Origin of the sequence: Bacillus paralicheniformis, from assembly GCF_001042485.2 — a bacterium.
Lineage (GTDB): Bacteria > Bacillota > Bacilli > Bacillales > Bacillaceae > Bacillus > Bacillus paralicheniformis.
Genome location: NZ_LBMN02000017.1, coordinates 46989 through 60718, shown reverse-complemented (window position 1 = coordinate 60718; position 13730 = coordinate 46989). Strand labels below are relative to the sequence as shown.

Below are 13730 nucleotides of genomic sequence, written 5' to 3'. Positions count from 1 at the left end.
GATTTTCAGCTATGTTAATATTATAAAATGCCAATGTATATATTTTGCTGCTGTTTTTAAGAAACGCCTAGGTTTGTATAAAATATACATTTTTGGGAACACTAATAAAATCGGTATTTTGTTTTTGGATGTGGTTTTCTAAATTAGAAACCCTTTTTTCTTTTGTCTTGTAAAAGTATTTCTTACATATTTGCGGAAGAAATGCTTGTTACACATATATTACGCATGATTTGAGGGGTGAATCAGTTGACAGGTCAACTAGTTCAGTATGGACGACACCGCCAGCGCAGAAGCTATGCACGCATTAGCGAAGTGTTAGAATTACCAAATCTCATTGAAATTCAAACCTCTTCTTATCAGTGGTTTCTTGATGAGGGTCTTAGAGAGATGTTTCAAGACATATCGCCAATTGAGGATTTCACTGGTAACCTCTCTCTGGAATTTATCGACTACAGCTTGGGCGAGCCTAAGTATCCGGTAGAAGAATCAAAAGAGCGCGACGTGACCTACTCAGCTCCGCTGCGTGTTAAAGTCCGCTTAATCAACAAAGAGACCGGTGAAGTAAAGGATCAGGATGTCTTCATGGGTGATTTCCCTATTATGACAGACACTGGAACCTTTATTATCAACGGTGCGGAACGGGTCATTGTATCTCAGCTCGTTCGTTCTCCAAGTGTATATTTTAGTGGTAAAGTAGACAAAAACGGTAAGAAAGGTTTTACCGCGACTGTCATTCCAAACCGTGGCGCATGGTTAGAATACGAGACTGATGCGAAAGATGTTGTTTATGTACGCATCGATCGCACACGTAAGTTGCCGGTTACGGTTCTTTTGCGTGCTCTTGGCTTCGGATCTGACCAAGAGATCATTGATCTCATCGGTGAAAACGAGTATTTGCGCAATACGCTTGATAAAGATAATACGGAAAACACCGATAAAGCGCTTCTTGAAATCTACGAGCGTCTTCGTCCAGGAGAGCCGCCTACAGTAGAAAACGCAAAAAGCCTGCTTGATTCAAGGTTCTTTGATCCGAAAAGATATGACCTTGCAAGTGTAGGACGTTATAAAATTAATAAAAAGCTTCACATCAAAAACAGACTGTTTAATCAGCGGCTTGCTGAAACGCTGATCGATCCTGAAACAGGCGAAATTCTTGCCGAAAAAGGCGCGATTTTAGACAGAAGAACGCTTGACAAAGTCCTGCCTTACCTTGAAAACGGAATCGGTTTTAAAAAGCTGTATCCGAACGGCGGAGTTGTTGAAGATGAAGTGACGCTTCAGTCTATTAAAATCTATGCCCCGACAGATCAAGAAGGGGAGCAGACAATCAATGTGATTGGAAATGCTTATATTGAAGAAGGCGTTAAAAATATTACACCTTCTGATATTATCTCTTCCATCAGCTATTTCTTTAACCTGCTTCACGGAGTGGGCGATACCGACGATATCGACCATTTAGGAAACCGCCGTCTCCGTTCAGTGGGAGAGCTTCTGCAAAACCAATTCCGTATCGGTTTAAGCAGAATGGAGCGTGTTGTTCGTGAAAGAATGTCTATTCAAGATACAAACACGATCACGCCACAGCAGCTGATCAATATTCGCCCTGTCATCGCATCAATCAAAGAGTTTTTCGGAAGCTCGCAGCTTTCTCAGTTTATGGATCAGACGAATCCGCTTGCTGAGCTGACGCATAAGCGCCGTCTGTCAGCGCTCGGACCGGGCGGTTTGACCCGTGAGCGCGCCGGAATGGAAGTCCGTGACGTTCACTATTCCCACTACGGCCGGATGTGTCCGATTGAAACTCCTGAGGGTCCAAACATCGGCTTGATCAACTCGCTTTCTTCATTCGCGAAAGTGAACCGTTTCGGCTTCATCGAAACGCCGTATCGCCGCGTTGACCCTGAGACTGGAAAAGTAACGCCGAGAATCGATTACTTGACAGCTGATGAAGAAGACAACTATGTCGTTGCCCAGGCTAACGCACGTCTGAATGATGACGGATCTTTTGTGGATGACAGCATCGTCGCCCGTTTCAGAGGGGAGAACACCGTTGTTCCGAAAGACCGCGTCGACTATATGGACGTTTCGCCTAAACAGGTTGTCTCTGCCGCGACTGCATGTATTCCTTTCTTGGAAAACGACGACTCAAACCGCGCCCTAATGGGAGCGAACATGCAACGGCAGGCTGTACCTCTTATGCAGCCTGAATCTCCGATCGTCGGAACCGGAATGGAGTATGTATCTGCAAAAGACTCCGGTGCCGCTGTTATTTGCCGCCATCCTGGAATCGTTGAACGGGTGGAAGCGAAAAACATCTGGGTGCGCCGCTATGAAGAAGTCGACGGCCAGAAAGTCAAAGGAAACCTTGATAAATACAGCCTGCTGAAGTTTGTTCGTTCCAACCAGGGAACTTGCTACAACCAGCGTCCGATCGTAAGCGTCGGTGATGAGGTTGTAAAAGGTGAAATTTTAGCTGACGGTCCGTCTATGGAAAAAGGTGAGCTTGCCCTTGGACGCAACGTCATGGTCGGCTTTATGACATGGGATGGCTACAACTACGAGGATGCCATCATCATGAGCGAACGCCTTGTAAAAGACGACGTATACACGTCTATTCATATTGAGGAATACGAATCAGAGGCCCGGGATACAAAACTCGGACCTGAAGAAATTACACGCGATATTCCAAACGTCGGTGAAGACGCTCTTCGCAATCTCGATGAACGCGGAATTATCCGTGTCGGTGCTGAAGTAAAAGACGGAGATCTTCTTGTTGGTAAAGTAACGCCTAAAGGTGTTACAGAGCTTACTGCAGAAGAGCGCCTGCTTCACGCCATCTTCGGCGAAAAAGCGCGTGAAGTCCGCGATACGTCGCTGCGTGTGCCTCACGGAGGCGGCGGTATCATCCTTGATGTAAAAGTGTTCAACCGCGAAGACGGAGACGAACTGCCTCCGGGCGTTAACCAGCTCGTCCGCGTTTACATCGTTCAGAAACGTAAAATTTCTGAAGGGGACAAAATGGCCGGACGCCACGGGAACAAAGGTGTTATTTCGAAAATCCTTCCGGAGGAAGATATGCCGTATCTGCCTGACGGAACACCGATTGACATCATGTTAAACCCGCTGGGCGTACCATCGCGTATGAACATCGGGCAGGTGTTGGAGCTGCACCTTGGTATGGCTGCACGCCGTCTCGGTCTGCATGTCGCGTCGCCGGTATTTGACGGTGCCCGCGAAGAAGATGTGTGGGAAACGCTTGAAGAAGCCGGCATGTCAAGGGACGCAAAGACAGTCCTTTACGACGGCCGAACTGGAGAGCCGTTTGACAACCGGGTGTCTGTCGGCATCATGTACATGATCAAATTGGCTCACATGGTTGACGACAAATTGCACGCGCGTTCTACAGGTCCTTACTCACTCGTTACCCAGCAGCCTCTTGGAGGTAAAGCGCAGTTCGGTGGACAGCGTTTTGGAGAGATGGAAGTTTGGGCGCTTGAAGCTTACGGTGCAGCATATACACTTCAAGAAATCCTGACTGTTAAATCGGATGATGTCGTAGGCCGTGTGAAAACATACGAAGCCATCGTAAAAGGCGACAATGTTCCAGAACCTGGTGTTCCGGAATCGTTCAAAGTATTGATCAAAGAGCTTCAAAGCTTAGGTATGGACGTCAAAATCCTATCAAGCGACGAAGAAGAAATCGAAATGAGAGACTTGGAAGACGACGAAGACGCGAAACAAAACGAAGGGCTTTCTCTGCCGAATGATGAAGAGTCCGAAGAATTCGTTTCTGCTGACGCAGAGCGCGATGTCGTCACAAAAGAATAAACGAATTTTATACGCAAGTGACAGGGTATAACCCGAAGATAAAAAGGGAGGTAGGCCCCTTGCTGGATGTGAACAATTTTGAGTATATGAACATCGGTCTCGCTTCACCTGACAAAATCCGTTCATGGTCTTACGGAGAAGTGAAAAAGCCTGAAACAATCAACTATCGTACTTTGAAACCTGAAAAAGATGGTCTATTCTGCGAGCGCATTTTCGGTCCTCAAAAGGACTGGGAATGCCACTGCGGAAAGTACAAGCGGGTTCGTTATAAAGGCGTAGTCTGCGACCGTTGTGGAGTTGAAGTAACCCGGGCTAAAGTCCGTCGTGAGAGAATGGGGCATATCGAGCTGGCAGCCCCTGTTTCTCACATCTGGTATTTTAAAGGAATCCCGAGCCGTATGGGTCTTGTGCTGGATATGTCTCCGCGCGCATTGGAAGAAGTCATTTACTTTGCTTCTTATGTCGTAACAGATCCGGCCAATACACCGCTTGAGAAAAAACAGCTTCTTTCTGAAAAAGAGTACCGGGCGTACCTTGATAAATACGGAAATAAATTCCAGGCATCAATGGGTGCTGAAGCGATTCATAAGCTCCTTCAAGATATCGACCTCGATAAAGAAGTGGATATGCTGAAAGAAGAGCTTAAAACGTCACAAGGACAGCGCCGCACACGTGCGATCAAACGCTTGGAAGTATTGGAAGCATTCCGCAACTCCGGAAATAAGCCGTCCTGGATGATCCTCGACGTTCTTCCGGTCATTCCGCCTGAGCTGAGACCGATGGTACAGCTTGACGGTGGACGTTTTGCAACTTCCGATCTGAACGATTTGTACCGCCGTGTCATCAACCGTAACAATCGTTTAAAACGTCTTTTGGATCTTGGAGCGCCAAGCATTATCGTTCAAAACGAAAAGCGCATGCTTCAAGAAGCCGTGGACGCGCTGATCGATAACGGACGCAGAGGCCGTCCTGTTACAGGTCCGGGAAACAGACCGTTAAAATCCCTTTCTCACATGCTGAAAGGTAAACAAGGCCGTTTCCGTCAAAACCTTCTCGGTAAACGTGTTGACTACTCAGGCCGTTCGGTTATCGTCGTAGGTCCGAACCTGAAAATGTATCAATGCGGTCTTCCGAAAGAAATGGCGCTGGAACTGTTCAAGCCATTCGTCATGAAAGAGCTTGTTGAAAAAGGTCTTGCCCACAACATTAAGAGTGCGAAGCGTAAAATTGAGCGCGTTCAGCCGGAAGTCTGGGATGTCCTTGAATCAGTTATCAAAGAACACCCTGTGCTTCTCAACCGTGCACCTACGCTTCACAGATTAGGTATTCAAGCGTTTGAACCAACGCTTGTCGAAGGCCGTGCCATCCGTCTTCATCCGCTTGTATGTACGGCATACAACGCTGACTTTGACGGTGACCAAATGGCGGTTCACGTTCCTTTATCAGCAGAAGCGCAAGCTGAGGCGCGCATCTTGATGCTTGCCGCACAAAACATCCTGAACCCTAAAGACGGAAAACCGGTTGTTACGCCGTCTCAGGATATGGTGCTTGGAAACTACTATCTGACGCTAGAACGCCCAGGCGCAGTCGGCGAAGGTATGGTTTTCAAAGATACGGATGAAGCGCTTCTTGCGTATCAAAACGGATATGTTCATTTGCATACGAGAGTAGCCGTTGCGGTTAACTCCCTGAAAAATGAAACATTTACCGAAGAACAGCGTTCCAAGCTGCTCGTTACAACTGTCGGAAAACTGATCTTCAACGAGATTCTTCCGCCGTCGTTCCCATACATGAACGAACCGACGAAGAGCAACATTGAAGAAAAAACACCTGACCGTTTCTTCTTGGATTACGGTGCAGATGTTAAAGAAGCCATTAAGAACCAGGAAATCAACCAGCCGTTCAAAAAAGGCATTTTGGGTAAAATCATTGCGGAGATCTTCAAAAGATTCCATATTACAGAAACATCAAAAATGCTTGACCGCATGAAAAACCTTGGATTTAAATATTCGACAAAAGCCGGAATTACGGTCGGTGTTTCCGATATCGTCGTATTGGACGACAAACAGGAAATCCTTGAAGAAGCGCAAGGAAAAGTTGATAACGTCATGAAGCAGTTCAGACGTGGTCTGATTACTGAAGAAGAGCGTTATGAACGGGTCATTTCCATCTGGAGTGCAGCTAAAGATACGATCCAAGGCAAGCTGATGAAATCCCTGGATGAAATCAACCCGATCTACATGATGAGTGATTCCGGAGCCCGGGGTAACGCATCAAACTTTACGCAGCTTGCGGGTATGCGCGGTCTGATGGCCAACCCGGCTGGACGGATCATCGAACTTCCGATCAAGTCAAGCTTCCGCGAAGGTTTAACGGTACTCGAGTACTTTATCTCTACTCACGGTGCGCGTAAAGGTCTTGCGGATACGGCTCTGAAGACAGCCGACTCAGGTTACCTGACACGCCGTCTCGTAGACGTAGCCCAAGACGTCATCATTCGTGAGACTGACTGCGGCACAGACCGAGGTATTCTTGCCAAAGCCATCACGGAAGGCACAGAAGTGATCGAGCGTCTTGAAGAGCGTCTTGTCGGCCGATTCGCGAGAAAACCTGTTAAACATCCGGAAACAGGTGAAGTGCTTGTGGATGAAAACGAGCTGATCGACGAAGATAAAGCGCTCGAAATTGTCGAAGCAGGCATTGAAGAAGTGTGGATCCGCTCCGCATTTACATGTAATACGTCACATGGTGTATGTAAACGATGCTACGGCCGCAACCTGGCAACAGGAACCGACGTCGAAGTCGGGGAAGCAGTCGGAATCATCGCTGCCCAGTCCATTGGTGAGCCGGGTACACAGTTAACAATGCGTACCTTCCATACGGGCGGGGTTGCCGGAGACGATATTACACAAGGTTTGCCGCGTATCCAGGAATTGTTTGAAGCGCGAAACCCTAAAGGTCAAGCGACGATCTCTGAAATTGACGGTGTCGTAGCTGAAATCAATGAAGTGCGTGACAAACAGCAGGAAATCGTCGTTCAGGGCGAAGTCGAAAGCCGTTCATATACGGCGCCTTACAACGCGCGCCTGAAAGTCACTGAAGGAGAGAAAATTTCCCGTGGCCAGGTGCTGACAGAAGGTTCGGTTGATCCGAAAGAGCTTCTGAAAGTTACTGACATCACGACGGTGCAAGAATACCTCCTTCATGAAGTGCAGAAGGTTTATCGTATGCAAGGGGTTGAAATCGGGGATAAGCACGTCGAGGTTATGGTTCGCCAGATGCTTCGCAAAGTGCGTGTCATCGATGCCGGCGACACGGAAGTGCTGCCAGGCACGCTGCTCGATATTCACCAGTTTACCGAAGCGAACAAAAAAGTTCTGCTCGGAGGCAAACGCCCTGCAACAGGCCGTCCGGTGCTTCTCGGTATCACCAAAGCATCGCTTGAAACGGATTCCTTCCTGTCTGCCGCGTCATTCCAGGAAACAACACGTGTCCTGACAGATGCAGCAATCAAAGGAAAACGCGATGAGCTTCTCGGCCTGAAAGAGAATGTTATCATCGGTAAGCTTGTTCCTGCTGGAACGGGTATGCTGAACTACCGTAAAGTGAAGCCGGTATTGCAAGTCCAATCATCTGATGAAATGGTTCCGGCTGAATAAATAAAAAAATCCTAAAGAAGGATGTCACTAAAAATTGTCATCATGTGTTGACATCCTTCTTTCAGGATGATAATATAACCAAGGTGCTCAATTTAAACCTGTTACTTTGGAGGATATATGATGTCTTATGATAAAGTATCACAGGCTCAATCTATTATTATCGGTACGAAGCAGACAGTCAAAGCGCTGAAGCGCAATTCTGTTAAGGAAGTCGTCGTAGCAAAAGACGCTGATCCTTTTCTGACGTCAGATGTTATTAACCTGGCAAATGAACAAGGGATTCCCGTCTCAATGGCAGAGTCCATGAAAAAGCTCGGCAAAGCCTGCGGAATTGAAGTCGGAGCTGCAGCTGTTGCCATTATTCAATAACGTACTCGTTGTTTTTGCTTTTATGCAAAGGCATTGTTTTTTGCTTTTAAATGAACCACCTGGGTATGTGGGTTATAAAACATGATGAAGGGAGGAATTACAAAATGCCTACAATTAATCAGCTAGTCCGCAAAGGACGCGTAAGCAAAGTTGAAAATTCTAAGTCTCCAGCACTTAACAAAGGATACAACAGCTTCAAGAAAGAGCACACTAACGTATCTTCACCACAAAAACGCGGAGTATGTACCCGTGTCGGTACAATGACACCGAAGAAGCCGAACTCGGCGCTTCGTAAATATGCCCGTGTTCGTTTAACTAACGGAATCGAGGTTACGGCCTACATTCCTGGTATCGGACACAACCTGCAAGAGCACAGTGTCGTATTGATCCGCGGTGGACGTGTAAAAGACTTACCGGGGGTACGCTACCACATCGTGCGTGGCGCGCTTGATACTGCCGGAGTTGAAAACCGTGCACAAGGCCGTTCTAAATACGGTACAAAACGTCCTAAGAAAAAATAATTCCGTTTAAATACAAATAAAAGGGTTTTTAAAAGCAAGGAGTTCTGGCAATGCTGTTAAGGGCATCAGGCTTTTCGCGCCTAGCGCTGGTTTGATCCCGGCAGCTGAACCGTGAATCCCTCTGCTTACTGTAAACCCGTAACAAGAGAAGGGAGGATAATCAGATGCCACGTAAAGGTCCTGTAGCAAAAAGAGATGTTTTACCTGATCCGCTTTACAACTCTAAACTGGTTACTCGTTTGATCAACAAAATGATGATCGACGGTAAAAAAGGTAAAGCTCAAACAATCCTATACAAGTCATTCGATATTATTAAAGAACGTACCGGCAACGATGCAATGGAGGTTTTCGAACAAGCATTGAAGAACATCATGCCAGTGCTTGAAGTTAAAGCACGCCGTGTAGGTGGTGCAAACTACCAAGTACCTGTAGAGGTTCGTCCTGAACGCCGTACGACTCTTGGACTTCGCTGGTTAGTAAACTACGCTCGTCTTCGCGGAGAAAAAACGATGGAAGAGCGTTTAGCTAACGAAATCCTTGATGCAGCTAACAACACTGGTGCAGCTGTTAAGAAACGTGAAGATACTCATAAGATGGCTGAAGCAAACAAAGCGTTCGCTCACTATCGCTGGTAATCTCACACGACAAAATATTATTCCCTAAGAAGGAAGGAGAAAAGACCCAATGGCAAGAGAGTTCTCCTTAGAAAAAACTCGTAATATCGGAATCATGGCTCACATCGATGCCGGTAAAACGACAACAACTGAACGTATCTTGTTCTACACAGGCCGTATCCATAAAATTGGTGAAACTCATGAAGGGGCTTCCCAAATGGACTGGATGGAGCAGGAACAAGAACGCGGTATCACAATCACATCCGCTGCAACAACTGCACAGTGGAAAGGTTACCGCGTAAACATCATCGACACACCAGGACACGTAGACTTCACAGTTGAGGTTGAACGTTCCCTGCGCGTACTTGATGGTGCCGTTGCCGTTCTTGACGCACAATCAGGCGTTGAGCCGCAAACTGAAACAGTTTGGCGTCAGGCAACAACTTACGGAGTACCTCGTATCGTATTTGTCAACAAGATGGACAAAACGGGTGCGGACTTCCTTTACTCTGTAGGAACTCTTAAAGACCGTCTTGAGGCGAACGCTCACGCGATCCAATTACCGATTGGCGCCGAAGACAATTTCGAAGGGATCATCGACCTTGTAGAAAACGTTGCGTACTACTATGAAGATGATCTTGGAACACGCTCTGATGCGCGTGAAATCCCTGCCGAGTACAAAGACAAAGCTGAAGAGCTTCGCGCCAGCTTGATTGAAGCTGTTGCTGAGCTTGATGAAGAGCTTATGATGAAGTACTTGGAAGGCGAAGAAATCACAGTTGACGAGCTGAAAGCGGCAATCCGCAAAGGAACTTGTAACGTGGAGTTCTATCCGGTTCTTTGTGGATCAGCTTTCAAAAACAAAGGTGTTCAATTAGTGCTTGACGCAGTTCTTGACTACCTGCCAGCTCCAACTGACGTACCGGCAATCAAAGGTACTCTGCCTGATTCTGAGGAAGAGGTTACTCGTGAGTCTTCTGACGACGCACCTTTCTCAGCACTTGCATTTAAAGTTATGACTGACCCTTACGTTGGTAAATTGACGTTCTTCCGTGTGTACTCAGGAACACTTGATTCCGGTTCATACGTAAGAAACTCAACAAAAGGCAAACGTGAGCGCGTCGGACGTATCCTGCAAATGCACGCCAACAGCCGTGAAGAAATCTCTACTGTGTACGCAGGGGATATCGCTGCTGCTGTAGGTTTGAAAGACACGACTACAGGGGACACGCTTTGCGACGAGAAAAACCTTGTAATTCTTGAATCTATGGAATTCCCTGAGCCTGTTATCCACGTTGCAATCGAGCCTAAATCTAAGGCTGACCAAGACAAAATGTCTACTGCACTGGCTAAATTGGCTGAAGAGGATCCAACATTCCGTGCGCATACTGACCCTGAAACAGGTCAAACGATCATCGGCGGTATGGGTGAGCTTCACCTTGATATCATCGTTGACCGTATGAAACGCGAATTTAAAGTTGAAGCCAACGTTGGTGCTCCTCAAGTTGCGTATCGTGAAACATTCCGTGCGAGCGCGCAAGTTGAAGGTAAATTCGTACGTCAGTCTGGTGGACGCGGACAGTTCGGACACGTTTGGATCGAATTCTCTCCAAACGAAGAAGGAAAAGGCTTTGAGTTCGAAAACGCAATCGTCGGTGGTGTCGTTCCTCGTGAATACATTCCGGCTGTTCAAGCAGGACTTGAAGATGCACTTCAAAACGGTGTAGTCGCAGGTTACCCTGTTATCGACATCAAAGCGAAACTTTTTGACGGTTCTTACCACGATGTCGACTCTAACGAAATGGCGTTTAAAATCGCTGCTTCCATGGCGCTTAAAAACGCGGCAAGCAAGTGTAACCCGGTTATTCTTGAGCCGATCTCCAAAGTTGAAGTCGTTATCCCAGAAGAATACATGGGAGACATCATGGGTGATATTACATCACGCCGCGGTCGCGTAGAAGGTATGGAAGGACGCGGAAACGCTCAAGTCGTTCGCGCGATGGTTCCACTTTCTGAAATGTTCGGTTACGCTACGGCTCTCCGTTCAAACACACAAGGACGCGGTACGTTCACAATGGTCTTTGACCATTACGAAGAAGTGCCTAAGAGCATTGCTGATGAGATCATCAAAAAAAATCAAGGTGAATAATTGATTTTGCCTCTTCATTAAAGTATAAATACTATTGTAAGATGAGAAAGTGAAACATCGCTTTCACTTTCTATCACTCTATATAACAAAAACTAACCTTTTTAAGGAGGATTTTCAGAATGGCTAAAGAAAAATTCGACCGTTCCAAATCACATGCCAACATTGGTACAATTGGACACGTTGACCATGGTAAAACTACATTAACAGCTGCTATCACAACTGTGCTTCATAAGAAATCTGGTAAAGGTACTGCTATGGCATACGACCAAATCGACGGTGCTCCAGAAGAGCGTGAGCGCGGTATCACAATCTCTACTGCACACGTTGAGTACGAAACAGAAACTCGTCACTATGCACACGTTGACTGCCCAGGACACGCTGACTATGTTAAAAACATGATCACTGGTGCTGCGCAAATGGACGGAGCGATCCTTGTTGTATCTGCTGCTGACGGTCCAATGCCACAAACTCGTGAGCACATCCTTCTTTCTCGTAACGTAGGTGTGCCTTACATCGTAGTATTCTTGAACAAATGCGACATGGTAGACGACGAAGAGCTTCTTGAGCTAGTTGAAATGGAAGTTCGCGATCTTCTTTCTGAGTATGAGTTCCCTGGTGACGATGTACCAGTTATCAAAGGTTCTGCACTTAAAGCTCTTGAAGGTGACGCTGAATACGAAGCTAAAATCTTCGAACTGATGGATGCAGTTGACGAATACATCCCAACTCCAGAGCGCGATACTGAAAAGCCATTCATGATGCCTGTTGAGGACGTATTCTCAATCACAGGTCGTGGAACAGTTGCTACTGGACGCGTAGAGCGCGGACAAGTTAAAGTCGGTGACGAAGTTGAAATCATCGGTCTTCAAGAAGAAAACAGCAAAACAACTGTTACAGGTGTTGAAATGTTCCGTAAGCTTCTTGACTATGCAGAAGCTGGAGACAACATCGGTGCACTTCTTCGCGGTGTATCTCGTGAAGATATCCAACGTGGTCAAGTACTTGCTAAACCAGGTACAATCACTCCACATAAAAAGTTCAAAGCTGAAGTTTACGTTCTTTCTAAAGAAGAGGGTGGACGTCACACTCCATTCTTCTCTAACTACCGTCCTCAGTTCTACTTCCGTACAACTGACGTAACGGGTATCATTCAGCTTCCAGAAGGCGTAGAAATGGTTATGCCTGGAGACAACATCGAAATGACTGTTGAATTGATTTCAACAATCGCGATCGAAGACGGAACTCGCTTCTCTATCCGTGAAGGCGGACGTACAGTTGGTTCTGGCGTTGTTTCTTCAATCATCGAATAATACTTATAAAATAAAAAACGAGATCCATCCGGGTCTCGTTTTTTATTTGTCCTGAAGTCCTTGATTATCCTTGCTGGAATCTGTATAATAAAAAAAGTGTGCAAAAGCCGGTAATATTCAATATTACCTTGCATCATGCCTATAAATTTTGTATAATAGTGCATGTTGGTCTTTGACTGCGATGAAGTGAGAGGTTGCTGACACACCCGGCCGCTTTGCCATGGCAAGGTGATTCAGGTTTTTCTCACGGAGAATTGTCTAATGTAAGTAGGCGAAAAGGAGGGAAAATAATGGCAAAACAAAAAATTCGTATTCGTTTAAAAGCGTATGATCATAGAATCCTTGATCAATCTGCTGAGAAGATTGTTGAAACGGCTAAACGTTCCGGAGCCAGCGTTTCTGGTCCGATTCCGTTGCCAACTGAGAAATCAGTTTACACAATCCTTCGTGCGGTGCACAAATACAAAGATTCTCGTGAGCAATTCGAAATGCGTACACATAAACGTTTAATCGACATTGTGAACCCAACACCACAAACTGTCGATGCTCTAATGCGATTAGATTTACCATCTGGTGTCGATATCGAAATTAAACTTTAATCTAAAATATAGAATGATTTTTATAGGAGGTGTGACGAATGACCAAAGGAATCTTAGGAAGAAAAATTGGTATGACGCAAGTTTTCGCAGAAAACGGTGATCTTATTCCGGTAACTGTTATCGAAGCTGCTCCTAACGTTGTACTTCAGAAGAAAACTTCTGAAAACGACGGCTATGAAGCGATTCAGATCGGTTTTGACGACAAGCGTGAGAAGCTTGCCAACAAACCAGAAAAAGGACACGTTGCAAAAGCGGAAACTGCTCCTAAGCGCTTCGTTAAAGAATTACGCGGAGTGGATATGGATGCGTATGAAGTTGGTCAGGAAGTCAAAGTTGATATTTTCTCTAACGGAGAAGTCGTAGATGTAACAGGAACATCGAAAGGTAAAGGTTTCCAAGGCGCTATCAAACGCCACGGACAATCTCGCGGACCTATGTCTCACGGTTCACGCTACCATCGCCGTCCTGGTTCAATGGGACCGGTAGACCCTAACCGTGTATTCAAAGGAAAGCTGTTGCCTGGACGTATGGGCGGAGAGCAAATCACTGTTCAAAACCTTGAAATCGTAAAAGTGGATGCAGAGCGCAACCTTCTTTTAGTTAAAGGTAACGTTCCTGGTGCGAAAAAATCATTAGTCGCTGTTAAAAGCGCTGTTAAATCTAAATAATTCTCTTAGGAAA

The 13730-nt window shown here is 46.2% G+C and carries 9 protein-coding genes; all 9 read left to right on the top strand.

Annotated features, from left to right (window positions below; genetic code table 11):
• Positions 1–246 precede the first annotated feature (246 nt).
• The gene (gene rpoB / locus ACH97_RS13585) at positions 247–3828 is read left to right on the top strand and encodes a DNA-directed RNA polymerase subunit beta (RefSeq protein WP_020449852.1); all 3582 of its coding nucleotides are present in this window, start codon (positions 247–249) and stop codon (positions 3826–3828) included.
• Between the two features lie 59 nt (positions 3829–3887).
• The gene (rpoC, locus tag ACH97_RS13580) at positions 3888–7487 is read left to right on the top strand and encodes a DNA-directed RNA polymerase subunit beta' (protein ID WP_020449853.1); all 3600 of its coding nucleotides are present in this window, start codon (positions 3888–3890) and stop codon (positions 7485–7487) included.
• A 120-nt stretch (positions 7488–7607) separates the two neighbouring features.
• Positions 7608–7856 carry a 50S ribosomal protein L7ae-like protein gene (locus tag ACH97_RS13575; protein ID WP_023855916.1) on the top strand — a complete coding sequence of 83 codons (249 nt, stop codon included), beginning with the start codon at positions 7608–7610 and terminating at the stop codon, positions 7854–7856.
• A gap of 104 nt (positions 7857–7960) precedes the next feature.
• Positions 7961–8377 (top strand): 30S ribosomal protein S12, encoded by a 417-nt coding sequence (gene rpsL / locus ACH97_RS13570; protein ID WP_020449855.1) that lies wholly within the window; start codon positions 7961–7963, stop codon positions 8375–8377.
• 164 nt (positions 8378–8541) lie between these two features.
• Positions 8542–9012: a 30S ribosomal protein S7 gene (gene rpsG / locus ACH97_RS13565; RefSeq protein ID WP_003178317.1), complete on the top strand. Its 471-nt coding sequence runs from the start codon at positions 8542–8544 to the stop codon at positions 9010–9012.
• A gap of 49 nt (positions 9013–9061) precedes the next feature.
• A complete protein-coding gene (gene fusA / locus ACH97_RS13560) occupies positions 9062–11140 on the top strand; it encodes an elongation factor G (RefSeq protein ID WP_020449856.1) in 2079 nt (692 codons plus the stop codon).
• A 119-nt stretch (positions 11141–11259) separates the two neighbouring features.
• A complete protein-coding gene (gene tuf, locus ACH97_RS13555) occupies positions 11260–12450 on the top strand; it encodes an elongation factor Tu (protein WP_020449857.1) in 1191 nt (396 codons plus the stop codon).
• 290 nt (positions 12451–12740) lie between these two features.
• Positions 12741–13049, top strand: coding sequence for a 30S ribosomal protein S10 (gene rpsJ / locus ACH97_RS13550; protein ID WP_003156464.1), 309 nt, complete (start codon positions 12741–12743; stop codon positions 13047–13049).
• A 38-nt stretch (positions 13050–13087) separates the two neighbouring features.
• A complete protein-coding gene (gene rplC, locus ACH97_RS13545) occupies positions 13088–13717 on the top strand; it encodes a 50S ribosomal protein L3 (RefSeq protein ID WP_020449858.1) in 630 nt (209 codons plus the stop codon).
• Positions 13718–13730: the final 13 nt, after the last annotated feature.

Coding starts and splice junctions, on each gene's coding strand:
- rpsG (WP_003178317.1), top strand. CDS start 8,542: ATGCCACGTAAAGGTCCTGTAGCAAAAAGAGATGTTTTACCTGATCCG.
- rpsJ (WP_003156464.1), top strand. CDS start 12,741: ATGGCAAAACAAAAAATTCGTATTCGTTTAAAAGCGTATGATCATAGA.
- rpsL (WP_020449855.1), top strand. CDS start 7,961: ATGCCTACAATTAATCAGCTAGTCCGCAAAGGACGCGTAAGCAAAGTT.
- tuf (WP_020449857.1), top strand. CDS start 11,260: ATGGCTAAAGAAAAATTCGACCGTTCCAAATCACATGCCAACATTGGT.
- ACH97_RS13575 (WP_023855916.1), top strand. CDS start 7,608: ATGTCTTATGATAAAGTATCACAGGCTCAATCTATTATTATCGGTACG.
- rplC (WP_020449858.1), top strand. CDS start 13,088: ATGACCAAAGGAATCTTAGGAAGAAAAATTGGTATGACGCAAGTTTTC.
- fusA (WP_020449856.1), top strand. CDS start 9,062: ATGGCAAGAGAGTTCTCCTTAGAAAAAACTCGTAATATCGGAATCATG.